Annotated in this window: 27 protein-coding genes and 1 tRNA gene; 20 read left to right on the top strand and 8 right to left on the bottom strand. The window is 66.3% G+C overall.

Annotated features, from left to right (window positions below; all coding sequences use genetic code 11):
* Genes BKA23_RS08575 through BKA23_RS08545 form a run of 7 tightly spaced genes read left to right on the top strand, consistent with a single transcriptional unit; the run spans position 1 to position 5,876 of the window.
* The gene (locus BKA23_RS08575) at positions 1-978 is read left to right on the top strand and encodes a sugar phosphate isomerase/epimerase family protein (RefSeq protein ID WP_145227275.1); all 978 of its coding nucleotides are present in this window, start codon (positions 1-3) and stop codon (positions 976-978) included.
* 59 nt (positions 979-1,037) lie between these two features.
* Positions 1,038-2,042: a Gfo/Idh/MocA family protein gene (locus tag BKA23_RS08570; RefSeq protein ID WP_145227273.1), complete on the top strand. Its 1,005-nt coding sequence runs from the start codon at positions 1,038-1,040 to the stop codon at positions 2,040-2,042.
* A 43-nt stretch (positions 2,043-2,085) separates the two neighbouring features.
* Positions 2,086-2,307, top strand: a complete 222-nt coding sequence (locus BKA23_RS08565) for a DUF4236 domain-containing protein (protein WP_342783597.1) — start codon at positions 2,086-2,088, stop codon at positions 2,305-2,307.
* A gap of 59 nt (positions 2,308-2,366) precedes the next feature.
* On the top strand, positions 2,367-3,461 hold the full coding sequence (locus BKA23_RS08560) for a hypothetical protein (protein ID WP_211841629.1): 1,095 nt from the start codon (positions 2,367-2,369) through the stop codon (positions 3,459-3,461).
* A 56-nt stretch (positions 3,462-3,517) separates the two neighbouring features.
* Positions 3,518-4,531 carry a chorismate-binding protein gene (locus tag BKA23_RS08555; protein ID WP_246104526.1) on the top strand — a complete coding sequence of 338 codons (1,014 nt, stop codon included), beginning with the start codon at positions 3,518-3,520 and terminating at the stop codon, positions 4,529-4,531.
* 42 nt (positions 4,532-4,573) lie between these two features.
* Complete coding sequence (locus BKA23_RS08550) at positions 4,574-5,404, top strand: aminotransferase class IV (protein WP_145227266.1); 831 nt, start codon at positions 4,574-4,576, stop codon at positions 5,402-5,404.
* Positions 5,367-5,876: a TIGR02611 family protein gene (locus tag BKA23_RS08545; protein ID WP_246104525.1), complete on the top strand. Its 510-nt coding sequence runs from the start codon at positions 5,367-5,369 to the stop codon at positions 5,874-5,876. Before BKA23_RS08550 ends, BKA23_RS08545 begins: the two co-directional genes overlap by 38 nt.
* Before the next feature lie 41 nt (positions 5,877-5,917).
* Here BKA23_RS08545 and BKA23_RS17980 read toward each other — a convergent pair whose 3' ends face one another.
* Positions 5,918-6,295, bottom strand: a complete 378-nt coding sequence (locus tag BKA23_RS17980; protein ID WP_246104606.1) for a DUF4232 domain-containing protein — start codon at positions 6,293-6,295, stop codon at positions 5,918-5,920.
* Here BKA23_RS17980 and BKA23_RS17975 point away from each other — a divergent pair.
* Together BKA23_RS17975 and BKA23_RS08535 are read left to right on the top strand one after the other, a co-directional pair.
* Positions 6,294-6,608 carry a hypothetical protein gene (locus BKA23_RS17975; protein WP_246104618.1) on the top strand — a complete coding sequence of 105 codons (315 nt, stop codon included), beginning with the start codon at positions 6,294-6,296 and terminating at the stop codon, positions 6,606-6,608. The two genes, BKA23_RS17980 and BKA23_RS17975, sit on opposite strands and share 2 nt — an antisense overlap.
* A gap of 185 nt (positions 6,609-6,793) precedes the next feature.
* Positions 6,794-6,867: transfer RNA gene (locus BKA23_RS08535), tRNA-Val, on the top strand.
* A 7-nt stretch (positions 6,868-6,874) separates the two neighbouring features.
* On the opposite strand, the gene BKA23_RS08530 is transcribed toward BKA23_RS08535, so the two are convergent.
* Complete coding sequence (locus tag BKA23_RS08530; protein WP_145227262.1) at positions 6,875-7,420, bottom strand: hypothetical protein; 546 nt, start codon at positions 7,418-7,420, stop codon at positions 6,875-6,877.
* Between the two features lie 515 nt (positions 7,421-7,935).
* Between BKA23_RS08530 and BKA23_RS08525 the strand changes: the two genes are divergently transcribed.
* Positions 7,936-8,661, top strand: coding sequence for a hypothetical protein (locus BKA23_RS08525; protein WP_145227260.1), 726 nt, complete (start codon positions 7,936-7,938; stop codon positions 8,659-8,661).
* 39 nt (positions 8,662-8,700) lie between these two features.
* On the opposite strand, the gene BKA23_RS08520 is transcribed toward BKA23_RS08525, so the two are convergent.
* Positions 8,701-9,141, bottom strand: coding sequence for a hypothetical protein (locus BKA23_RS08520; protein ID WP_145227258.1), 441 nt, complete (start codon positions 9,139-9,141; stop codon positions 8,701-8,703).
* Positions 9,142-9,150: 9 nt separating this feature from the next.
* Entirely contained in the window at positions 9,151-9,852 is a 702-nt protein-coding gene (locus tag BKA23_RS08515; protein WP_170226428.1) for a cobalamin B12-binding domain-containing protein, read from the bottom strand.
* A 139-nt stretch (positions 9,853-9,991) separates the two neighbouring features.
* Here BKA23_RS08515 and BKA23_RS08510 point away from each other — a divergent pair, with 139 nt between their 5' ends.
* Positions 9,992-10,522, top strand: coding sequence for a type 1 glutamine amidotransferase domain-containing protein (locus BKA23_RS08510; protein WP_145227255.1), 531 nt, complete (start codon positions 9,992-9,994; stop codon positions 10,520-10,522).
* Positions 10,523-10,550: 28 nt separating this feature from the next.
* On the opposite strand, the gene BKA23_RS08505 is transcribed toward BKA23_RS08510, so the two are convergent.
* Together BKA23_RS08505 and BKA23_RS08500 are read right to left on the bottom strand one after the other, a co-directional pair.
* Positions 10,551-11,666 carry a glycosyltransferase family 4 protein gene (locus BKA23_RS08505; RefSeq protein WP_145227253.1) on the bottom strand — a complete coding sequence of 372 codons (1,116 nt, stop codon included), beginning with the start codon at positions 11,664-11,666 and terminating at the stop codon, positions 10,551-10,553.
* Complete coding sequence (locus BKA23_RS08500) at positions 11,663-12,943, bottom strand: cytochrome P450 (RefSeq protein WP_246104524.1); 1,281 nt, start codon at positions 12,941-12,943, stop codon at positions 11,663-11,665. Before BKA23_RS08500 ends, BKA23_RS08505 begins: the two co-directional genes overlap by 4 nt.
* A gap of 253 nt (positions 12,944-13,196) precedes the next feature.
* On the opposite strand from BKA23_RS08500, the gene BKA23_RS08495 reads away from it, so the two are divergent.
* A complete protein-coding gene (locus tag BKA23_RS08495) occupies positions 13,197-13,646 on the top strand; it encodes a DUF2269 family protein (RefSeq protein ID WP_145227251.1) in 450 nt (149 codons plus the stop codon).
* The gene (locus BKA23_RS08490; RefSeq protein ID WP_145227249.1) at positions 13,643-14,746 is read left to right on the top strand and encodes a serine/threonine-protein kinase; all 1,104 of its coding nucleotides are present in this window, start codon (positions 13,643-13,645) and stop codon (positions 14,744-14,746) included. Before BKA23_RS08495 ends, BKA23_RS08490 begins: the two co-directional genes overlap by 4 nt.
* Here the strand turns inward: BKA23_RS08490 and BKA23_RS08485 are convergent.
* Positions 14,718-15,956 (bottom strand): glycosyltransferase 87 family protein, encoded by a 1,239-nt coding sequence (locus BKA23_RS08485; protein ID WP_145227247.1) that lies wholly within the window; start codon positions 15,954-15,956, stop codon positions 14,718-14,720. The genes BKA23_RS08490 and BKA23_RS08485 overlap by 29 nt on opposite strands.
* Before the next feature lie 154 nt (positions 15,957-16,110).
* On the opposite strand from BKA23_RS08485, the gene thrS reads away from it, so the two are divergent.
* Positions 16,111-18,093 (top strand): threonine--tRNA ligase, encoded by a 1,983-nt coding sequence (thrS, locus tag BKA23_RS08480; protein ID WP_145227245.1) that lies wholly within the window; start codon positions 16,111-16,113, stop codon positions 18,091-18,093.
* Positions 18,094-18,187: 94 nt separating this feature from the next.
* Positions 18,188-18,667: a GNAT family N-acetyltransferase gene (locus BKA23_RS08475; RefSeq protein WP_145227243.1), complete on the top strand. Its 480-nt coding sequence runs from the start codon at positions 18,188-18,190 to the stop codon at positions 18,665-18,667.
* 33 nt (positions 18,668-18,700) lie between these two features.
* Here the strand turns inward: BKA23_RS08475 and BKA23_RS08470 are convergent, their stop codons facing one another.
* Positions 18,701-19,135, bottom strand: coding sequence for a nitroreductase family deazaflavin-dependent oxidoreductase (locus BKA23_RS08470; RefSeq protein ID WP_145227241.1), 435 nt, complete (start codon positions 19,133-19,135; stop codon positions 18,701-18,703).
* Positions 19,136-19,242: 107 nt separating this feature from the next.
* On the opposite strand from BKA23_RS08470, the gene BKA23_RS08465 reads away from it, so the two are divergent.
* Genes BKA23_RS08465 through BKA23_RS08445 form a run of 5 tightly spaced genes read left to right on the top strand, consistent with a single transcriptional unit; the run spans position 19,243 to position 23,099 of the window.
* Positions 19,243-19,788, top strand: a complete 546-nt coding sequence (locus tag BKA23_RS08465) for an HIT family protein (RefSeq protein WP_145227239.1) — start codon at positions 19,243-19,245, stop codon at positions 19,786-19,788.
* Between the two features lie 29 nt (positions 19,789-19,817).
* Complete coding sequence (gene pgsA, locus BKA23_RS08460; protein ID WP_145227237.1) at positions 19,818-20,441, top strand: phosphatidylinositol phosphate synthase; 624 nt, start codon at positions 19,818-19,820, stop codon at positions 20,439-20,441.
* Positions 20,438-21,346 (top strand): phosphatidylinositol mannoside acyltransferase, encoded by a 909-nt coding sequence (locus BKA23_RS08455; RefSeq protein WP_145227235.1) that lies wholly within the window; start codon positions 20,438-20,440, stop codon positions 21,344-21,346. The genes pgsA and BKA23_RS08455 overlap by 4 nt, the downstream gene beginning before the upstream one ends.
* Positions 21,346-22,524 (top strand): glycosyltransferase family 4 protein, encoded by a 1,179-nt coding sequence (locus BKA23_RS08450; RefSeq protein WP_145227233.1) that lies wholly within the window; start codon positions 21,346-21,348, stop codon positions 22,522-22,524. Before BKA23_RS08455 ends, BKA23_RS08450 begins: the two co-directional genes overlap by 1 nt.
* The gene (locus BKA23_RS08445) at positions 22,524-23,099 is read left to right on the top strand and encodes a LemA family protein (RefSeq protein WP_145227231.1); all 576 of its coding nucleotides are present in this window, start codon (positions 22,524-22,526) and stop codon (positions 23,097-23,099) included. The genes BKA23_RS08450 and BKA23_RS08445 overlap by 1 nt, the downstream gene beginning before the upstream one ends.
* Positions 23,100-23,186 lie beyond the last annotated feature (87 nt).

Here is a 23,186-nt window from a genome sequence, read left to right as displayed (position 1 = left end):
ATGAAAGATGTTGCTGTGACAGCAGATTCGAAACCATCGGGGCCGTCGCGACCGGACCGCTCGGTTAACCCGACCCCGCCATACGACCGGCTCACCGTCGGGGTCTGCCCGGATCAGTGGGGCGTGTGGTTTGCCGACGACCCGGTGCAGATCCCCTGGCAGCAGGCGCTGGACGAGATGGCCGAGGCGGGTTTCAGCGTGCTCGAGACAGGGCCGTTCGGGTATCTGCCGACCGACCCCGAACGTATGGCGGCTGAAGTCGGCGCTCGCGGGATGCGGGTCGTCGCAGGCACCGGCTGGGGCGTGCTGCACCGCCCCGAAGCGTGGCCCGAGACCGAGCGGCAGTTCCGCCGGATCGCGGAGACTCATGCCGCGGTCGGCGCGGAGTTCATCGTGCACCTCCCGCCGATGTACCGCGACGAACTCACCGGCGAGTTCACCGACGAACGCGTGCTCACCGGCGATGCCTGGCGCACGTATGTCGACAACGCCAACCGGCTCGGCCGCATCATGAAGCAGGACTACGGCTTGCAGATGGTGCTGCATCCGCACGGCGATTCGCACATCGAAAGCCGTGCCGACATCGACCGCGTGTTCACCGCGACCGACCCGGCATACGTCGGGTTCTGCCTGGACACCGGGCACATCGAGTATGGCGGCGGCGACTGCCTCGAACTGATCCGCGACTACCCGGACCGGATCAGTTACGCGCATTTGAAGGTCATGGATCCGCAGGTCGTGCGACAGGCGCACGAGCAGGACTGGTCCTTTGGCATCGCCGTCCGCCGGCACTGCTCGGTGGCGCCGCCGGCCGGTGCGCCGTCGTTGCCGCCGGTGATCGACGCGCTGGCCGGCCTCGGCAAGCCGCTGTATCTCATCTGCGAACAGGACATCTACGGCTGCGATCCGGTGTTCCCCAAGCCCAACGCGATCCGCACGCGACAGTTTCTCGCCGCCCACGGTGTCGGCCTGCGCTGAGCGACACACCCCTCGGCCGAGCGCGTCGTTACGCCCGCAGTCCTTCGAAGGAGAGATCGATGACAGTCCGAATCGGGATGATCGGCCCTGGCGCGATGGGGCGCTCGCACATCGAGCGCATTCGTCGCCGGATCGCCGGCGCCGAGGTGGTGGCCGTCAGCGATCTCGACGATGAGCACGCCCGAACGGTCGCGATGCAGATCGGTGCTGCGGCATACCCCACGTCTGCGGAGTTGATCGCCGCAGCCGACGTCGATGCGGTGATGATCTGCAGCCACGGTCCTGCCCACCGCGACGACGTGGTCGCGGCCGTCGACGCGGGCAAGCCGGTGTTCTGCGAAAAGCCACTCGCGCCAACGGCTTCGGAGTGTCTGGACATCATGGATGCCGAGCAGCGAGCTGGTCGCCGACTCGTGACGGTGGGCTTCATGCGCCGCTTCGATCCGGGGTACGTCCAGATGAAAGACATCCTCACATCCGGCGAGATCGGCGAGCCGCTGATCTTCCACAGCGCTCATCGCAATCCCGCTGTGCCGTTGCAGTACACGCCGGACATGGCCATCAACGACACCGCTATCCATGACATCGACATCGTGCGGTGGCTGCTCGCCGAGGAGGTCACGACTGTGCGCGTCGACACACCCCGCGCGACACGGCACCGGCCGGGCCGCTTGCAGGATCCGCTGATCCTGATCCTCAGCACGACCTCGGGGGTGTGGGTGGACGTCGAGATCTTCGTGAACAATCAGCACGCGTATGACGTGCAGGGCGAGCTCGTCGCTGAGACCGGCACCGTGCGACTCACCGACCAGCAGGTGGTCGAGCGCAGCGGAACCGCCGGTCGCGGGCATCGGTTGGCGATGGATCACAACGAGCGCTTCGCGGCCGCCTTCGACGCGGAACTGCAGCAATGGGTCGCTGCTGTCGCGCATGGGGAGTGCACCGGCCCGTCGAGCTGGGACGGTTACGCGGCAGCGAGTGTGTGCGACGCGGCGGTCCGCGCCATACATGCCGAGGCTGCGACGAGTGTCAGCATGATCGAACGGCCTGCGCTTTACCGCTGACGAAAAGTTGTCGCCAATTCCTGGTCCGAAGGCCGTCGTCGACATGTCGACGTGCGTGACGCGAGCCATATCGAACGTTGTGGAGGACGATGGGCCTATGGGATTCAGCTTTCAACGTCGTCAGCGGGTCGGCCGCAACACTTCGCTCAATGTCAGCAAGTCAGGAGTGAGCGCGTCCCGTCGAGCAGGCCGGGTGACAGTGAACTCACGCGGCCGCATCTCGGTCAACCTGGGTCGCGGGCTGAGGTGGCGCGGCAAGATCTGATCGAGCCTGCTGTTCACCGACGGGCGACGCTCCCGCCGCGGCCGTGGTGAGATGTCCCGATGCAAACGCAGCGGCGACGTGGCCCGGTGACTCGATCGGCGGCCGGGACCAGCGTGGGTTGGATGGTGGCCGCTGCCACCATCACGATTCTGGTGACCCGCCTCTACCTGGTCCTCACCGGCTATCCGCAGGTCGGCGGCGAGATCTTCCACATCGCGCATGCCGTCTGGGGCGGCCTGCTGCTGATGGTCGGGCTGTTCGTCGCGCTCGCCATCGCCAATGCCTGGGCCGCACCTGCGGCGGGCATCCTGGGTGGGATCGGCGCCGGGTTGTTCATCGATGAAATCGGCAAATTCATCACCCAGGACAACGACTACTTCTTCCGGTTGGCGGCGCCCCTGGCGTATGGCGTGCTGGTGGCGTTCGCGGCTGCGGCCTACCGCGCGGGACGCGTGACCCGGGACACGCGACGATCTCACCTGTATGCCGCGCTCGAGCTGCTCAAGCCGGCCCTCGACGGGACCATGACCAAGCGGCAACTCGAGGCCGCGAGGCACCATGTGAACAAAGCCAAGCAGCTTGGCACGAATGACGCACTCGACCCGCTCATCGCGGGCCTCGAACAGACGCTGGACTCCACTGAGCAGACCGCCGGCGGAGAGACGACCGCGGTGGGTCGCGCCCGGGCGCTGCTGCGCCGGTGGGAACTACGCGCCTTTCCCGTCGATCGGTTGCGCAAATGGTCGCGAGTGGCGCTCATGTTGGTGGCGGCAATCGGTCTGGTCGCCGGGCCGGGAGTGCTCGCGCTCGCCCTGTGGCACCTGTTCGGCCCAGACCAGCTGCGGGGCAACAACAGCCTCCTCGGTGACAGCCCCGGCCCGGTTGCCTGGACGGCTGCGGCTGTTGCCGCGGTCTCCGGCCTGGTGGCGGGCGTCTCCGCGGTGCTGGCCGTGCGTAGGCTCGGGCGTGACTCGGACGATCTCAGCGGAGGGGTGCACTGGGGGATGGTGTCCCTCGGGGTGCTTCTTGTGGGAGTGAATTTCACTCTCGCCTACTTCGACCAGTTCATCGTGCTGTTGGAGGGGTCTGTGCAGGCCGGCGTCTTCGGGATGCTTGCGCGTTACGGCCGCCGCACCGGCGCGCGGCACCGATGACCGCAGATGCGTCGGCGGATCACAGTTGTGGTTCCGGTGAGGCACATTTCGGGACCGTGCGGGCCAGCGGTGTGCTTGAGGTCCGCCACGATCACGGGTGCCTGGACGAGCCCGGTTTCTGGGTGGTGGTGGCTTCCTTCGAGGGCGATTTCATCGCAGCCCGGATGGCGCACGTATCTCGTGACTCTCGTTCTCGCCACGTGGATCATGGTGCGCAGCAACAGCATTCACCGGCTGTATGGCGCAGCTCGTTGACGGCGGCTGACTACCAGAGCGCGGTGGTGCGCATCCGGGAACTCATCGCGGCCGGTGAGGTGTATCAGGTCAATCTCTGCCGGGTGCTGTCGCGGGAGCTGCCGGCCGGCGCGAGTCTCGATGTGCTGAATTCGCTTCTGTGGCAACGGCATCCGAGCAGGTATGCCGCACGCATCCATATCTCGCAGGCCGATCTTGACGTGGTCAGTGCGTCTCCGGAACTCTTCCTGGCTCGCACGGCGGACGTGCTTCGCTCGGGCCCGATCAAGGGGACGGCGATCTCCACCGAGGCGATGCTGGCCAAGGACTACACCGAGAACGTCATGATCACCGATCTGGTGCGCAACGACCTGTCCACTGTCTGTGCTGCAGGGTCGGTGGAGGTGCGGGGATTGTGCGTGCCTGAGGCCTATTACGGTTCGGTTCACTTGGTGTCCACGGTGGCTGGTCGGCTGCGACCAGGAGTCTCCTGGTCGCAGATACTGACGGGGACCTTCCCGCCCGGATCGGTGTCCGGTGCACCGAAAACCACTGCCCTACAGGCGATTCGCGCGCTCGAACCGATCGCGCGCGGACCGTACTGCGGTGCGATCGGCTACGTGGACAACAACTCCTCGACAGCACGACTGGCGGTCGGCATACGTACGTTCTGGGCCACGAGCGACGGTGACGGCGCTCGCACGCTCAACTTCGGCACGGGGGCGGGGATCACCTGGGGTTCTGATCCGTTGGGGGAGTGGGAGGAGACCGAGCTGAAGGCCGCCCGGTTGATCCGACTTGCCGACGACGCCTTCGGTGGCGACGCCGGTCAGTGACAGACTGCCTCTCGGCAGAACCACATCCAGGAAAGGCGATTGATGAACACGCGAGTGTGGGTCGACGGCGAGCGGGTCGACGACAAGCCCAGTGTGCGGGCCCTCGACCACGGGGTGACTGTGGGTGACGGCGTCTTCGAGACCTGCAAGATCGACGGCGGGGAGGTCTTCGTGCTCGAACGGCACTACGACCGCCTCGACAACTCGCTGCGTGGCCTTGGCCTCCAGGCCGCCGACCGGGCGCACCTGGATGAGGGCATCGCTGCAGTGTTGCGCGAGCCGATGGATTTTGGGCGACTGCGGTTCACCGTGACCGGTGGTCTCGGCCCGCTCGGCTCCGACCGGTCCGACGTTCCGATGACCTACATCGTCTCCGCGGTCGAGCTCGAACGCCCGCAGGGCAGCACCAAGATCGTTGTCGTGCCGTGGACGCGCAACGAGAATTCCGCCGTGGCGGGCCTCAAGACCACCTCGTATGCCGAGAACGTCGTCGCGCTCGCGCATGCCAAGAGCCAGGGTGGCAGCGAGGCGATCTTCGCCAACACCCGTGGCGAGCTGTGCGAGGGCACCGGATCGAACATCTTCGTCGTCGTCGACGGCGAGATCCTCACGCCGCCGTTGTCGGCCGGGCCGTTGGCCGGCATCACCCGCGCGCTGGTGCTCGAGTGGTGCGGGGAGGCCGGCATCGCCATACGTGAGCAGACTCTGCCGCTGGACGTACTTCGTTCTGCCGACGAGGTTTTCATCACCTCCTCGACACGCGATGTGCAGCCGGTCCACGCCGTCGACGATCGTGTGCTGCCCGCGCCCGGGCCGCTCACGACAGCCGCAGCTGATGTCTTCGCGAAGGCTGCTGCCGCCGGGCGACGGTGAGCCGGGCGTGCCGGACCCGAAGGAGGAGCCCGGAACAGAGATGCACCGCGACGCGCCTGACGACGCGGCCTGGATCGACCGTTTCGAATGGCGCGCGAGGCTGCGCACCAAGCCGCCGCTGAACGCCGCCTACCGGATCGGTATCGGTTTTCTGGGGCTGGTCGTCGTTGCTGTCGGCGCCGCCGCGGTGCCGCTGCCAGGGCCGGGCTGGCTCATTGTCTTCGCCGGCCTCGGGATCTGGGGCACCGAATTCGCGTGGGCGAGAGACCTGTTGCACTTCGCCCGGCGCAAGGTTCACGGGTGGAACCAGTGGCTCGCGCCGAAACCGTGGTGGGTCAAGGCACTGGTCGGACTGGTTGTGTGTGCCTTCGTGCTCGGCGCCATGTGGGCGATGTTCGCGATCAGCGGTGTGCCCGGTCTGCTGCCCGACAGCATCGAGAATCTGCTGAGAAAGCTGCCCGGCGTCTCCTGACCACCACCGGCGGTGGCAGGTCAGGAGACCGGACGCCGTGGTCAGACGTCGGCGTTGTCGGCGCCCGGCTGGATGGGGCCGACCTTCAGGAACGGCCCGTTCATCGGGGCTTTGCATGCCGTCTGGGTTGTCGGGACGAACGCGGCCTCGGTGCTGTCCGGCGGGTAGACCCGCAGGCCGCGCACCGAAATCGTCTGACAGCTGGGGGTTTTCTCCGGCGCACTCGACAGAAACAGACCCGCGGACGCGGTGGCACCCGGCGCAATCGTCACCGGCGTGAAGCCCTTGATTCGGGTTGCGGGTGCGCCGACCTGGGTGCCGGACGAATTCGTCACATAGGAGACACCGGGCGCGCCGGTGAGCTCGCACGCGCTGGAGCCAGTGTTTTTGAAACGGAGTGCGACATGTGAACCCTGCATGTCGGCATTGCCGTCGCCGATCGTGATCTGCAGGTTGGCGACTGTGCATCGGGGTGTGCCGGTGCCGCCGCTGCCGGATGACGTCGCCGTCGGTGAGGTGCTCGAAACGGGGGAGGTGCTCGGCCCGCTCGGTTGGCCGGTCGACATCGACGGGGAAGCGGAGGACGAACTCGGGAGGCTGCTCGCCGCGCTGCTGCTGCTTCCGCCGCCACAACCTGCCACGGCCATGCTTGCCGCTGCGACGGTGGCGGCGATTCCCGCGAGCTGTGCGGTGCGTGTCTTCATGACGTTCTCCATCTGCTCGTTTCGGTGAGGCGCGAAGCCCCCTTCACGGTCGGAGCCAACGTACGACCCCGTCGATGAGTGGACGCCGAACGAGGTCATCCGGTTGTCTCGAACCTCGTTGTCGTTGCGGCGGACCCGATTAGGTATGCCGGTGCGCGGTCGGCTAATGTTGGCGGTCGCAACGCTGGTGCAGATCGCTCGGCGCGGCAATCTGGATGTGTAGCTCAGTTGGTTAGAGCGTTCGCTTCACACGCGAGAGGCCAGGGGTTCGAGTCCCTTCACATCCACTCTGTCTCATCCTGCTGCGGCTGTGATGTCGCCGTACTGGCTGAACGAGATGTGTGGCGGCAACGCCGCGGCAGCCAGCAGTGACGTGCTCATCTCAGCGCACATTCCGATGGTGTCGACCGGCTGTTGCGGCGATGTTTTGAGCACGATCCCGAAATCGCTCGGCACATCACTCCCCGCTGCAGCAATACCGCTGATCGTCCAGGCATTGAGTTTGAAATTCGACGATGTCTGGTCGGACGTGGCGGACACTGTTTCCGCGGAGGGCCAAGAGCGTCCGTCGGATGACGCGAACGTCGTGGTGAGCTTCGCGGTCGATTCGAAGTAGGCCTCCTGCTGTTTGGGGCCATCCGCCGTTGACTCACCCAATGCGGCCAGGCATGACGGCGATACCTTGTCGCCCGGCACGCGGACCCAGCTCGAAGTCATCACGGTCGCGGACGCGGTGCCGCCGATGGTGCTGGCAAGCGTCTGTTTTGCGGCGACCGATTGCGGCGCGGGAAGCGCGCCGGTTCGGCTCTCGGCAGGGCTGAAGGAGAACATCGCGAACACCCCGAGCACCGCGAGAATTGCAACAAACCCCACGACGACAACGGCGACCGGCCATCTCATCGGGTCAGGTTAAACCCAATCTCTTCTGGCGGCTCCGGTTTCGTCCGAGCCGAATTCCTTCAACGTGCGGGCGAAGAACCCGGTGCCAGTCCCTTCGTCACGTCTTTCGACGCACCGGAGTGTGTTCACCGCGGTTCTCACAGGTGGCATTCATCTCCCGGCGCAACATTTCTCCCGACCACAGGAAGTTGGTTCCGCTGCGACGAACGGCAGCGTCGATTGCAAGGGGGACTGCCGTGCTGAATCGCCGGTCATTGCTGCAATGTGGTGGTGCAGCGCTGGTATCCGCCGGTCTGGCCGGTTGTTCATCGGCAAGTTCGCGGCAACCAAGGTCGTCCGTGTCCGCGGCACCGTCGCCCTCAACGACGTCGTCAGCGGCACATCAGCGGGAGGTCGCTTCCGCTCGGATCGCCGAGAGTGGCCTAGACGGTGTGGTCTCCGTGCAAGCGCCAGGTATGAAGTTCAGCGTCGGAACGCAGGCCATTGTGGTCGGGGATGTCGATCAGGCCAGCATCGACAGCATCGCCGCCATCGCGGAGAACGCGGTTCCGGCTACGCTCGCCCTGGCAAATGCGCGCGCTGATCATCCGCTGTTGATCCTGCTGCCACGTTCATCGGCCGAATATTCACGGTGGCAGGGCGTGAATCCGCAGGTCACCGTGGACAGCGGGGCAATGACGGTTCGAGGACTGTCCGGGAAACCTGGTTGGATCGTTGTCAACCAGATGCTCGATGGCAACGACACGTTGATCACCGGTGCTGAGACACCGTTGATTTCGGACATCATTTATCACGAGACCTTCCACGCGGTGACACTTCCGTCGAAGTGGGTCTATGCGCCGGCGTGGGTCATCGAGGGCTACGCGGTCTGGACGAGCGGCCACTCAGCGCAAGTTGTTAGCAGTATGCACCCCAAGAACCCGGTCCTCCCGACGTATGCACAGATCCACAGTGCCGACAATGCCCCGTACTACTACGACGCCGGTAGCTTCGTGGGATATCTGCAGTACGTCTACTCATGGCAGACAGCCCTCGTGTTCTATCAGGACGCCATCGCCCAGAACACACCCGATGTCGACGCGCTCTTCAACAAACATTTCGGCGTCTCTCTCCCGGTTGCCGTTGCCGCTTGGAAACGCAACTACGCGCATCAGGTGGCGAATGTGGATCTCTACACCTGACGATCGCAGGTGGACCGTTCTGCGTGGTCTCGTGAGCGATTAGCGCGTCTGCGAAGTACCCGGCAGTTGATACGAGTTGTCGGTGATGGACCAGTCCGTGACCGCCCGAGTCGCGGGGTTGTAGACCACGGTCAACGCCGAGCCAGTAGGAATCGCGGCGCCAGAAGGGCCAGACGCGGCATACCCGACAAAATGGCCGGTCATGGAGACCACCACGACACTTTCGGCGCCGCCACTCGACACCAACGAGGGTGCCGACGCTTGCACAGCGGACCTGGTCGTGCGTACGGCGACCATGGTTCGCGGCGCCCCGTCGCCGTTGTCGCGGGCGAGGTTGAGGGCAGCCTGACGCGCCCCGCTCGTGCCGATCGCCGCAGCTGACTGGGTAGCCGCGAACCTGGAACTCGCGCTGCACCCGATCACCGCAGCGCTCAGCGCAACGACGACGCCTGCACACAGCGCACGACCGAGAGGCGACATACGCGAAACCTATCCGGCGGTGGGCGGCTGCGCCGGTACCGGCGTCAGAAGCGCCGCGGCGGTCACGCCGACCTTGACGGCTGCGATGTCGTCTGCGGCCGCACGCCAGTCATCTGAAAGTCGATGCACACCGGCCACTTCGACTCCGTCGCCCAGCGGCCCAGCGAGATGGATGGGTGTGATCGATGCCAGCCGTGACAACAGCGGGTAACGATGGATCAGCACCGGATTCACCCCGGAGAGAACGCAACTGACCGCACCGGTCGAGTGCAAGGCGGCGGTGAGCGCCTTCCACGGGGTGTTCGCCCCCAGCACCACCGGAGCGAGGCCGCGGTCGAGCAGCATCAGCGAGAACAAGTGGTTCGGTAGATCGTGCAGTTCGCGCGGTGGGCACGCCAAGACCACGACATTGCCGGCCGCGCTCGTGCTGAACGCCGGCCGACGAATCGTGCCGATCACGGATCGAATGATGCCCGAGGCGTGGTGCTCGTGCAGCACCCCGAGTTGTCCTTGCTCCCACATGTCCCCGACATTGCGCAGGACCGGGATGAGCACGTCCGCCACAAGCGAATCGCTGCCGAACCGATCGTGATAGGCGACCAGATCGTGATGCAACAGATCGCCGTCGAGCCCGAGAATCGCGTCGAAGACGTCGTTGCGTGTCTCGAGCACGATCTCGGCACTGACTGGTGTCGCCTGAATCGTCCCCATCATTTCGATCATAGGTCAGCTATTCGCAAGCAGCACTGTTCTGGCGGTGAACTAACCCCAATGGGTAGTGCGGGCGCCGGACGATCGACATACGGTCGTTGATGTACGTCAAAACCGATGCACGACAAAGGAGTACGGCATGTCCAACAGCAAGATCGCCTTCCTCACCGCAGCCGAGGGAATCGAGGCCGTCGAGCTCACCGACCCCTGGAAGGCGGTGCAGGACGCCGGATACGAAGCTGTGCTCGTCAGCCCGGAGAGCGGCGAGGTGCAGCTGTTCAACCACCTCGACCCAGCCCAGAAACAGAAGGTCGATGTCACTGTCGCGGATGCCGATGTCGACGACTATGCCGGTCTGGTACTGCCCGGCGGGGTCGCCAACCCCGACGCGCTGCGCAGGGACAAGGACGCCGTGGCGCTCGTACGCCGGTTCGTCGAAAGCGGCAAGCCGGTTGCCGCCATCTGCCACGCGCCGTGGACCCTCGTCGAAGCCGACGTGGTGCGCGGCAAGAAGCTCGCGTCGTGGCCAAGCCTGCAGACCGATATCCGCAACGCCGGCGGCGAGTGGCACGACGAGGAGGTCGTCGTCGACGGCAACCTCATCACCAGCCGTAATCCCGACGACCTTCCGGCGTTCAACCGGGAGCTTCTGGCCGCACTCGGCGGCTGAGCCGGCTCAGGCCTGCGTCTGCCGCCGGTCAGGGGTAGAGCTCGGTCTGTGCGCGCCGATACAGCGCGTATGTCGCGGCCATCGCGTCCTCGGGTGTCACCGAGGGTGCGGTGGCGCGCGTGGACGCCTTGAGGCGCTCGAGCCGAGCAGGATCCACCAGCAGTTTGGCGAGGGTGTCGACCATGTCCTCGTCATCCGTGGCGAGGATGCCCTCGACGTCGTTCTCGATGAAGTCGACCAGGCCGGTGAACCGGTAACCCAGGACCGGCACCCCGGCACCGCGGGCCTCAAGTGCCGCAATGCCGAACGCTTCCTTGCGCGAGGGTGCGATGAACAGATCTGCTTCGTGCAGCAGGTCACGGATCTGCTCGGCATTGCGATTGCCCAGCAGCGTGATCCAGTCGCCGAGCCCGAGCCGGTCGATCTGTGCCTGCAACTGTTCGCGGCGCGGGCCGTCGCCGACGATGGAAACCGAAACACGAGTGCCCGCAGGGACTTTCGGACGGACCTTCGCCATGATGTCAATGAACTCGTTGATGTGCTTGCGCGGTTTGAGACGTCCGACCAGCACCAGTTTGAAGTCCGGCTCGCCGGCGCGATGAGTCGCCGGCTGGGTCGGCGCCCACCAGTCGACGTTGACCAGGTTGGGCACCACCGACACCCGACCCACGCGTGACAACGTGCGCGAGATGTGCCCGGCGACGACGCTGCTGACCCCGGAGTAGATCGCACGCATGCGCGACGGCCCGAAGAAGACCTTGGTCGACAGCCTTGTCGCCAGGCCGACCTTCCACCACACCGAGTGCACGGTGATCGCCACCGGTATGCCGCGCTTGGTGGCCGCCCGCGTGATGTAGATCGCTATCGGTGAGATGACCGTGAAGTGCGCGTGGACGACGTCGATGTCGCGGTCGTCGAGCACGGTGGCGACCATGGCGTGATTCAGCCACGGGAAGGCCACCGTCAGCCAGCGGATCTTCAAGCCGCGGTGAACGTCCAGCGGCAGATCGCACTCGTCACCGACCGCAGTGATGACGGTGACATCGTGACCGTCAACCTGTTGCTGCAACGCCAGCGCCTCGACTTGGCGCTCGATGCCGCCGACATCCGGTGCGAAGGAATCGGCCGCGTGCACGATTCTCATGCCTCGGCGGAATCCCTCGGGTGCAGCCGGACGGGGAGCGACTCCACGCCATACACGATCGACAGATCACGGAACTGCAGCTCCTCGGGCGGCACTGCCAACTGCAGCTGCGGGTAGCGACGCGACAATCCCTGGAAGGCCGCACGAAGCTCCATGCGGGCCAGCTCGGCGCCGACGCAGCGGTGGAACCCGTGGCCGAAGCCCAGGTGGGTCGGTCGGATCGCGGTGGGGTCGATGGTGTCGGGGTTGTCGCCGAGTGCGCTGTCACGATTCGCGCCGGACAGCGACACGATCACAACATCGCCCTTGCTGATCCGTTTGCCGAAAAGCTCCATGTCGGCCTTGGCGAACCGCGGGAAGGAGATCTGCACCACGGTCAGATAGCGCAGCAACTCGTCGACGACCGCGTCGATCTGTTCGCTGGCCGCCAGGCGGTATGACGCAGGGTCGCGCAACAGCGCCAGTGTGCCGAGGGACAACATGCTGGCGGAGGTCTCGTAACCGCCGGTGAAGACGCCGTCGGCGAGTCCGCCGAGCTCCTCATCGGTGACCTCGTCACCGATGTCGCGGATGATCTGCCCGAGCAGGCCGTCGCCGGGGTCGACTCGCTGGCGTTGCACGGCCTCCTGCAGGAACTCGCGTGATTCCGACATCGCGCCGAACGTCCCCGCACCGCCACCGGTGACATCGAAGCGTGCGTGTCCGAGCGCCCGGAAGCGCTCGCGGTCCTCCACCGGCAGGCCGAGCAGCTCACAGATCACCAGGAACGGGATCGGGAAGGCGAACTCCTGCACCAGATCGGGCACCGGTCCGGCAGCCTCCATGGCGTCGAGGCGCTCGGCGACGATCCGGTCGATGACCGGTTGCAGGTGGGCCAAACGCCGAATCGTGAACTCCGGCGTCAGGAACTTGCGCAACCGCGTGTGTTCCGGGGGATCGGTGAACCCGAGGCCGCCGATGCTGACGTCGTGATCCATGCCGAGCATGGGCCGTATGTCGGTGCTGTAGCTCGTGGTGTCGGCCAAGACCGACCGAGCCTCGTCATACCCGCTGACCAACCAGACATTGATGCCGAACACACGTCGCAGTCGATGAACCGGCGTCTGCTCGCGCATCGTATTCAGGGCCGGCAGGGGGTCGAGGCCGTCACGTCGCAGGGGCATCGTGAGCTTCTTGGGCAGGACCGAGATGCCGGCCACACCGGAGGATCGCCCCGCGGCGGCGGTCGACAGCAGTCGCCTGCCCACCCACCGGCGGATCGGGGTGGTCGCGTTCACTAGTGCTCTCCTGAGTGGCTCAAACAAGTCGTGAATCACCCCGACCGTCGGGCTCAGACCACCGGCATCCGAGAGTGGACACGGCGCGTGGCGGAGGCCAGAGACGGTCAGGTGAGGCTCACGCGGGCGCGTCGATCGTTGCCGACACTGCCCGATTCTTCAACCTCAACGGTAACCGACCGGTGCACCCCGGGATGCCAGGCACGCGGGAACGCACGGGCGGGCGACAAGGTGCAGTCGCTAATCTGGCGTGGTGTTCAAAGTGATTCTGGCCCTTCACGTCCTTCTCGCCGTCTTCGCGGTGGGCCCGCTGGTGCACGCTGTCACCACTGCCGGCCGCGGTCTGCGGACGGCTGACGCTTCCGCCACGGCCGCCTCGGCGCGCATGGTGCGCATGTACACCGCGGCATCGGTGCTCGTGGTCGTCGTCGGATTCGGTCTCATGTCGATGAAGTCGCCGTACACCCACAAGCCGGCCGGGTCGTTCGGTCAGACGTGGGTCTGGCTGTCGCTGGTGCTGTGGGTGGTGGCCGCCGCCGCTGCCATCGGACTGGTGACCCCTGGGCTGGACAAGGCGACCCAGCGGATCGGAGCCGGCGAGCCTGTCAAGGAGCTCACCGCTCGGGTCGCCGCCAGCGGCGGAGTGATCGGCGTGCTCTTCGCCGCGATCGTGGTGCTGATGGTCTACCGGCCTGGCGCATGACCGCAGCCGAAGAGGCGGCCCAGCCTGCGCAGATGTTCGGGCCCTATGAGTTGGGTTCGGTCATCGGTCGCGGCGGCATGGGGCGGGTGATCCGGGCGCGCGACACCCGCTTGCAGCGTGATGTCGCACTCAAGGTCATGAACCACGAGGTGGCCACCGACGAGGGTTTCCGTGCGAGATTCGAGCGCGAGGCCAAGATCGTGGCGCGGCTGACCGATCCGCACGTCATACCGATCCACGGGTATGGCGAGATCGAGGGGCAGCTCTACCTCGACATGCGGCTGGTCGAGGGGCGCAGCCTGGCCGAGCTGCTCACCCGCGGTCAGCTGAATGTCGACCGAGCCGTCGACATCATCAGCCAGATCGCCGACGCGCTCGACTCGGCGCATCGCGAGGGTCTGGTGCACCGCGACGTCAAGCCGTCGAACATCCTCATCGACCGAATCGGCTTCGCCTACCTGGTCGACTTCGGCATCGCCGCCTCAGCGGGTCAGCGTGACCTGACCCAGGTGGGCGAGATCGTTGGTAGCGCGGCCTATCTGGCGCCCGAGCGTTTCGACCTCGGAAATCACGGCGACCCGAGCAGCGACATCTACGCGCTGACGGTCGTGCTCTTTCAGGTGCTCACCGGCAGCAAACCGTTCCCGTCGACCGAGATCACCGAGGTGGTCTCGGCTCACATGTCCCAGCAGCCACCGTCGGTGCGCAGTCTGCGCCCCGATCTGCCAGTCGGTCTCGACACCGTGATCCGCTCCGGTATGGCGAAGGACCCGTCGCAACGACCTGCGACAGCACGGGCTCTGGTGGATGCGGCGAAGCACGCGATCCGGGAAACGGCCACGGCACGATCCACTGCTCCGGCGACGGCTGCGCAGGTGCGGCAGCCTGCACACGCGCAACAACCGCAGACGCCGCCGCAGGCGACCCGAGCACCGGTGCCGCCGGTGCCCGTCGCCGAGCAACCCCGAGTCGCCGCGCGGCACGGCTCGCGCGCTGCTCAGACGGCGAAATCCGGCACCAGCCAGTCGTTGTGGCTGGCTGCGATCGTTGCGGTCGTCATCTGCCTGGTCGTCATCCTGCTGGCGATCGTTCTGCACTGATCGTAGGCGTCGATGTCTGCCGAAACACGTTGACGCACAGCGCGATTGCAAGACCCAAGAGTCCAAGGTTGCGAAGCGCGAGCACCACCATGGTGAGACCGTTGTTGTTCGGATTGAGCAGATCGTCATACGTGAGCGGGTAGACGAACTGGGTGAGCACACCGAGCGCAAGCAGCGACCACCACATGTGGCGCGCGACGCGGTCGGCCGGCTGCAGGGCGAAGACGACCGCCGCGGGCGCTGCCAGCCACAACAGATACTGCGGGCTGAACGTCTTGTCGGTGACGACCAGCAGAGCGGTCGCCGACAGGCACAGCCACGCCGAGGCTGCCGATGCCGTATGCCGCGTCCGCCAGCAGCGCCACGCCAGCCAGGCGACAACGGCCATGGCAATCACGATCAGCACGCTGCTGGCATGACGTGCTGCTGTGACGCCCGGGCCGACGGTCAGCTCATAGGAGTTGTTCACGAAGCCGATCACGTAGGAACCCGGGTGGAACGCCCTGGCGACCATCTCGGGAGTCGCCGCCAGCGACTCGATCTGCAGACCACGGTCGGTCTGCCAGGTCAGCGGCGACATGGTGCGGGTCATCCCAGCGGCCAGAACGCACGCCTCGACGATGACAGCGGCGGAGGCGACAGCACCTACGACCAGCCGCCACGCGCGCCGGTGAGACACGGCCAGCAGCGGCACGAACATGATCGGCCACAGCTTGCTGGCGAAGCCGATTGCCGCCGCCAGACCCGACGTTGCAGGTGCCCTCAGTGCCACAGCGATCGCGACTGCAGCCAGGACGGCCGGCAGCAGGTCGAAGCGGTAGAACATCAGCGGGCCGAGGCACACGCCGAAGACCAGCCAGGCGTCGACGGCGGTCAGCGCGCCTCGAGAGACGCGATGCAACAGAGCGGTGAAGGCGGCATCCAGCACGAGCATCGAGATGACGAAGATGGTGGCGAACACCCGCTCGCTGTGGCCTGCGACCAGGTGGATCGGCCACATCAGCCACACCATCGGCAACGGGTATTCCGGCAGCATGCTGCCCTGGCCGCGGGTGCCGTTGAGTGACTGGAAATAGTGCAGAATGTCGCCGCCGATCGCACCCTCACGGCTGACAGCCAGCATCATCACCGCGCGCGTGATCAGCCATGACGCGACGGTCCAGACGACCGGGCGACGGGTGCGCAGGGCGGCATAGCGCGACGAATTCACGAGCGCCACCGTATGACGTGGTCGCCGAACGCGACGTCAGTGGTCACGGTCGCGCCCGCTAACCTGACTTCGCCCGATCGACGACCGGTCGGGCGACCTGCCGGTGACCGGAGCTCCGGCATACGTCGCTCCCGACAGCACGAAGGAGACCACCGTGTCTGCCCAGTCCACGCCGCCCCTCGCCGACCGCGCGCGACAGGTGGAGCAGGCGACCACGGGCACAGAGCTGTTCGGTGAGGATCGTCGGGTCGTCGCGATGAAGGTCGATGGCGAGTTGCAGGACTTGTTCCGGGTGGTGCCGGCCGGTTCCACGGTCGAGCCGGTCGACATCGACTCCCCGGACGGCCTCAATGTCCTGAGGCACTCGGCCGCGCACGTGCTCGCCCAGGCCGTCCAGCAGATCAACCCCGAGGCCAAGCTCGGCATCGGGCCCCCGATCAAGGACGGTTTCTACTACGACTTTGACGTCGAGACGCCGTTCACCCCGGATGATCTGAAGGCCCTCGAGAAGGCCATGCAGAAGATCATCAACGAGGGGCAGACCTTCCATCGTCGTGACATCAGCGATGACGACGCGAGGGCCGAACTCGCCTCGGAGCCGTACAAACTCGAGCTCATCGGGCTGAAGTCGAAAGCCGGCGAGGCGGCCGAGGGAGCCGACGCCGAGGTGGGCGACGGTGGCCTGACGATCTACGACAACCTGCGTCGTGACGGCTCCCGCGCCTGGGGCGACCTGTGTCGCGGGCCGCACCTGCCATCCACGAAGCTGATCGGCAATGCGTACAAGATCATGCGTTCGGCCGCGGCCTACTGGCGCGGGTCGGAAAAGAACCCGCAGCTGCAGCGGATCTACGGCACGGCGTGGCCGTCCAAGGACGAACTGAAGGCCTACCTCGACCGGTTGGCCGAGGCCGAGAAGCGTGACCACCGCAAGCTCGGTGCGGAGCTGGATCTGTTCTCGTTCCCCGACGAGTTGGGCTCGGGTCTGCCGGTGTTCCACCCCAAGGGTGGTGTCATCAAGCGCGAGATGGAGGACTACGTCCGCCGCCGGCACATTGAGGAGGGCTTCCAGTACGTCGGGACCCCACACATCTCCAAGGACGGTCTGTTCCACACCTCGGGTCACCTGCCGTACTACGCCGACACGATGTTCCCTGGCATGGAGCTGGAGGGCGCGGAATACCGGCTCAAGGCAATGAACTGCCCGATGCACAACCTCATCTACAAGTCGCGTGGCCGCTCCTATCGCGAGCTGCCGTTGCGTTTCTTCGAATTCGGCTCGGTGTACCGCTACGAGAAGTCCGGTGTCGTGCACGGTCTGACTCGGGTGAGAGGTATGACGCAGGACGACTCCCACTCCTACGTGACTGCCGCGCAAGCCCCGGCCGAGATCAACCACCTGCTGAACTTCGTCCTGTCGCTGCTGCGTGACTTCGGCCTGAACGACTTCTACCTCGAGCTGTCGACGCGTGACACCGAAGGTGACAAGAAGGACAAGTTCATCGGCTCCGACGAGCAGTGGGAGACCGCTACGGCGATTCTGGAGAAGGTCGCGACCGACTCCGGTCTCGAACTCGTTCCCGACCCCGGTGGCGCTGCGTTCTACGGTCCGAAGATCTCGGTGCAGGCGCGAGATGCGATCGGGCGCACCTGGCAGATGTCGACGATCCAGTACGACTTCAATCAGCCGCACCGGTTCGGCCTCGAGTTCCAGGCATCCGACGGCACCCGGCAGGAGCCGGTGATGATCCACTCGGCGAAATTCGGGTCCATCGAGCGCTTCCTCGGAGTGCTGGTCGAACACTACGCAGGCGCCTTCCCGCCCTGGCTGTCGCCGGTGCAGGTCTTGGGCATCCCGGTCGCCGAGGAGTTCGCCGACTACCTCGCAGGTGTACTGGATCAGTTGCGCGTCAACGGGATTCGCGTCGAACTCGATGAGTCCGACGACCGCTTCCCCAAGAAGATCCGCAATGCCAGCAAGTCCAAGGTGCCCTTCGTGCTCATCGCGGGGGAGGAGGACCGCTCCGCCGGAGCCGTCTCCTTCCGTTACCGCGACGGCTCCCAGAAGAACGGCGTCTCGATCGAGGATGCGATCGAAGAGATCCGCTCGGCGATTCAGGAACGTCGACAGGTCTGAACCCGTTTGACCGGATGCAGCCCCTGAGGTCTCGAGGCCACGGGGGCTGCGCCATACCCGGCGTCAGTAGGCCCGCTCATGGAACACTCGGCCCGTGACCACGACTACCGCAGGCATCGACGTTCGCCTGGCCGACGCCGAGGACGCCTTCGCCGTCGCGGCGCTGATCCTGCGATGGGATCTGGCCGAAGGCGCACCGATGCGACCCGGGTTCATCGACGAGTTCGCCGACGCCTGGCTGGCCGATCGCGCCTCACGACCGACCTGGCTTGCCGTGCAGGCAAACGGCGACCCGGTCGGAGTGGTCATCGCGTCGCTGGTGCGCAAGCTGCCCAGCCTGCGCAGACCGGCAACCGCCTGGCTCCACCTGGCCTCGGTGTATGTCGCACCCGAGTTGCGCGGCCAGGGCATCGGTGCGCGACTTCTGGAATCAGTGGTCGACTGGTGCCCGCAGCACGGTGTCACCCGACTGCAGCTCAACTCCGCGGACGCCGCGACAGAGTTCTATCGCCGCGCGGGTTTCGGGGCGCCCGCCGCGCGCTTCATGCAATTGCATCTCGCATCGGAGCGGTGAAGCGGGCGGCCGACGCCGGCCGCCCGCGATTCATCACACCGGCTCGATGAGCAGCACCGGGATCTGCCGGTCGGTCTTTTCCTGGTACTCGGCATACGCCGGGTATGCCGCGACGGCTCGCTCCCACCACTCGTCGCGCTCGGCGCCGGTGATCTCGCGGGCGCGACCGTCGTGCTTGGTGCTGCCGTCCTGCACCTCGACGTCGGGGTTGGCCGAAATGTTGTTGTACCAAGCCGGATGGTTCGGAGCACCGCCCTTCGAGGCGACTGCGGCATACGTGCCGTTGTGCTCCACTCGCATGAGAGGCACTCGTCGCAGGAGGCCGCTCTTCGCGCCACGCATCGTGAACACCACGACGTGCATCCCCTGGACGGAGACCGACTCGGTGGTGCCGGTCTCGTCGATCTTCTCAAGCTGGTCGGCCACCCAGCTGGTCTTCTCCTTGGCGTACTCGCCCTGCAGCGGCATCAGATCTCCTTCGACATGTCGCACCCGGCGCTCGCCGTCAGATGCACCATCACGTGCAAGGACGACAGCCCGGGGGCTTATTCCGCTTGACAGCCTACGATTCGGGAATGCCTTCGCAGACGGAACCGGAAACCGAATTCGCGCGCGTCCCGGACGGTTTCGAGCGACTGTGGACGCCTCACCGGATGGCGTACATCCAGAGTGACAAACCCGAGCACGACGACGACAACGCCTGCCCGTTCTGCGCCGCGCAGCCCAAGGATGATGCGGAGGCACTCATCGTGCACCGCGGCACGACGTGCTTCGTGATCATGAACCTTTTTCCCTACAACCCCGGACACCTGCTCGTGTGCCCGAACCGGCACGTCGCGTCATACATCGAGCTGACCGATGACGAGACGCTGGAGTTCACCGAGCTGACCAAACAGGCTGTGCGCGCGCTGACCGACGCGTCGGCGCCGCACGGGTTCAACCTGGGCATGAACCAGGGCGCGGTCGCCGGAGCCGGTGTGGCTGCTCACCTGCATCAGCACGTCGTGCCGCGATGGGGCGGTGACGCGAACTTCTTGCCGATCATCGCGCAGACCAAAGCGCTTCCGGCGTTGCTGGAGGACACCCGAGAACGGCTCGCCGCAGCCTGGCCATGCCCCTGACAGCGACCGGCCAGTAGTCTGGCGCCACCATGCTCAACCGATACGCCCGGGCGGCGATGACCCGAATCCTCACGCCCCTTGCGAAGCTGTTCCTGCGGCTGGGCATCAGTCCGGATGTCGTGACCATCGTCGGAACCCTGGGCGTCTGCTTCGGAGCGCTGGGGTTCTATCCGCGCGGTGAGTTCTTCTGGGGCACGATCGTGATCACGCTGTTCGTGTTCTCCGACACCCTGGACGGCAACATGGCCCGGCTGTCGGGTCGCTCGAGCGTGTGGGGCGCCTACCTCGACTCCACGCTCGACCGGGTCGGCGACTCGGCCGTCTTCGGCGGGCTGGTCCTCTATTTCGCCGGGCACGGTCACAATCTGCTGATGGCCGGCCTGGCACTCACCTGCCTGATTCTCGGCAGCGTGGTGTCGTACTCCAAGGCGCGTGCCGAGGGCCTTGGCATGACGGCGAACGTCGGCATCGCCGAGCGCTCCGAACGACTCGTCGCGGTGTTGGTGACGACCGGACTGGTCGGCATCCACTGGCTGCACCTGCCGATGGCGGTGCTCGGTGTGGTGCTCGCGTTGCTGGCGCTGGCGAGCCTGGTCACGGTCTTCCAGCGCATGCTCACCGTCCGACGACAGGCGCTGGGCGCGGCGAAGTGAAGGTGCGCGACCGGCTGGAGGTGGCCGGCTATCGCCTCGCCTGGTCGGTGGTGCGCATGCTGCCGGAGCGGGCGGCATACAGCACTTTCGACCGCGTCGCCGACGTGATGGCTCGGCGTAACGGCAAGTCCGTCCAGCGGATGCGTTCCAACTACGCCCGGATCCGCCCTGAGTTGGCTGACGCGCAACTCGACGCGCTCGTGACGCAGGGCGTCCGGTCGTACCTGCGTTACTGGTGTGATGCCTTCCGGCTGCCGCGGCACACGCCCGAGAGCCTGGAGGAGGGGATCCGGCTCACCGGGCACGACGAGGAGGCCAGGGCCATCGTCGCCCGCGGCGAGCCGCTGGTCCTCTTCCTCGGCCACCTGGGCAACTGGGACTTCTGCGGCGCGTGGGCGACGTTCCACTTCGCGCCGGTCACCACCGTGGCCGAACGCCTCAAACCCGAGCAGGTGTACGACGAATTCGTGGCTTTCCGCGAGTCGCTCGGCATGCGGATACTGCCGCTGACAGGTGGCCCGGAGGTCTTTCCCCAGTTGCGGGACGCCATCGCGAACGGTGGATTCGTGCCGCTGCTGGCCGACCGCGATCTGACCTCACACGGAGTCGAGGTCACGATGTGCGGGCACCGGATGCGTGCCGCGACCGGCCCGGCGCGACTGTCCCTGGAGACCGGCGCCGCCCTGTTTCCCCTGGCCGTGACCTACGAGCCGGTGCCCGGCCGGGCGGCACACCGGGTGGTCGCGCACTTCGGCCCGCGGGTGACGGCGAGTGGCACGGGGGGACCGGCGGAGCAGGTCCAGGACATGACCCAGCAGTGCATCGACTCGCTCGGCGGCGTGATCCGCGAGCACACCCAGGACTGGCACATGATGCAACGCGTCTTCGTGGACGAGCTCGACTGATGCGTATCGGCATCGTCAACCCGTACGCGCTGGATGTGCCCGGCGGCGTCCAGTTGCACGTCAAGGGACTGGCCGAGCATCTGCTCGGCGAAGGTCACCACGTGCGGGTTCTCGCGCCGTCGGACGAGGACGCCGAACTGCCGGACTACGTCGACTCCGCCGGAAAAGCCGTGGCGGTGCCCTACAACGGTTCGGTGGCGCGTCTGCTGTTCGGCCCGGTCACGGCATCCAGGGTCGGCCGGTGGATCGAGCGCGGCAAGTACGACGTGCTGCACGTGCACGAACCCTTCTCGCCGAGCCTGTCGATGCTGGCCATGATGGCCGGTGAGGGCGCTGTGGTCGGCACCTTCCATTCCAGCACCGCCCGCTCGCGGGTGCTGCTGGCGTCGATGCCCTTGCTCGAACCCCACCTGGAGAAGCTCACCGGGCGCATCGCCGTCTCACGCGAGGCGCTGCGCACCATCCACCGGCACGAGGGCGGCGGTGACGCGGTCATCATCCCCAACGGTGTGTATGTCGATCGTTTCGCGCACGCCCGGCCCCGTGACGAGTGGCGCAGTGCGCAGGGCCGACCGACGGTCGCCTTCCTCGGCCGGCTAGAGGAACCACGCAAAGGCCTGGCCGTGCTGCTGGCGGCGCTACCGGCGGTGCTCGACGCGTTTCCCGGACTGCGTGTGCTGGTCGCCGGTCCTGGCGACCCCACGGAGCTGTGCCGTGACGCGCAGTCGCGAGCGGTGGCGGCGTGCGAGTTCCTCGGGATGGTCACCGACGAGGACAAGGAGCGACTGCTCGTGTCTGTGGACGCCTACATCGCTCCCAACACCGGCGGCGAGAGCTTCGGCATCATCCTGGTCGAGGCGATGAGCGCAGGTGCGCCGGTCATCGCCAGCGATCTCGCTTCCTTCGCCGATGTGCTGGAGGACGGCGCGGACGGCGTGCTTTTCCACACCGAGGACGCAGCTGACCTGGCCCGATGCATGGTCGATGTGCTCGATGACGCGCCCTTGCGGGAGATGCTCAGCGAACGCGGACGGCTGCGTTCGCGTGCGTTCGACTGGAGCCGAGTGGCTGCCGACATCGTCGACGTCTATGAGACCTGCGTGGCCGCGCAAGCCGGCCCGGTCACCACGTCCGCTCAGACCAAGCGCCCGATGCGACGCCTGAGAGGTCGGTTCTGATGCATGTGCTCGGTTGGGTCTTGCTTGCGATCGCGGCCGTGGCGCTGCTGGCGTGGTACTTGTCCTACACCGCCGCGCGCCTGGACCGGTTGCATTCGAAGGTCGAGGGTTCGGCCGCTTCCTTGGACGCGCAGATCGTGCGTCGTGCGGAGGTGGTCCTCGAAGTCGCCCACTCGGGGATTCTCGATCCGGCCTCGGCAATCCTGCTCGCGGATGCGGCTGCCGCGTCGCTCGACGCCTCCGACGAGGCAGCGATCCACGCCGAGGTCCAGGAACACGGTGTCGACGCGCGCCGGGCGGAGATCGAGACGGCGCTGAGTCAGACGTTGCGCGCGACGCTGTCAGCCGAGGCGCTCGCGGAATTGCGTGACAGCGATGAGGACGTGCCCGATGCCGTCGACCGGTTGCGTTCGGCGGGGCAGCGGGTGGAGATCGCCCGACGGTTTCACAACGAGGCCGTGCGCGACGTGCGGAAGGTACGCGCGATGCCTCAGGTGCGACTGTTCCGGCTGGCCGGCTTCACCCAGCTGCCGCAGCCGGTGGAGTTCGACGACCAGTTGCCGGAAGGCGTGTGACCCGAAACCAGGCGGGTGTGCTCTTGATCGGGCGCCGTCGAACGCCTTGGCGCACAGCTGCCGTGTCCGAAAGGTGTCACGGCATGG

The organism is Rudaeicoccus suwonensis (assembly GCF_007829035.1).
In the GTDB taxonomy this organism is placed as follows: domain Bacteria; phylum Actinomycetota; class Actinomycetes; order Actinomycetales; family Dermatophilaceae; genus Rudaeicoccus; species Rudaeicoccus suwonensis.
The sequence above is the reverse complement of the archived record's forward strand: the minus strand, read 5'-3'. Positions and strand labels throughout refer to the sequence as shown.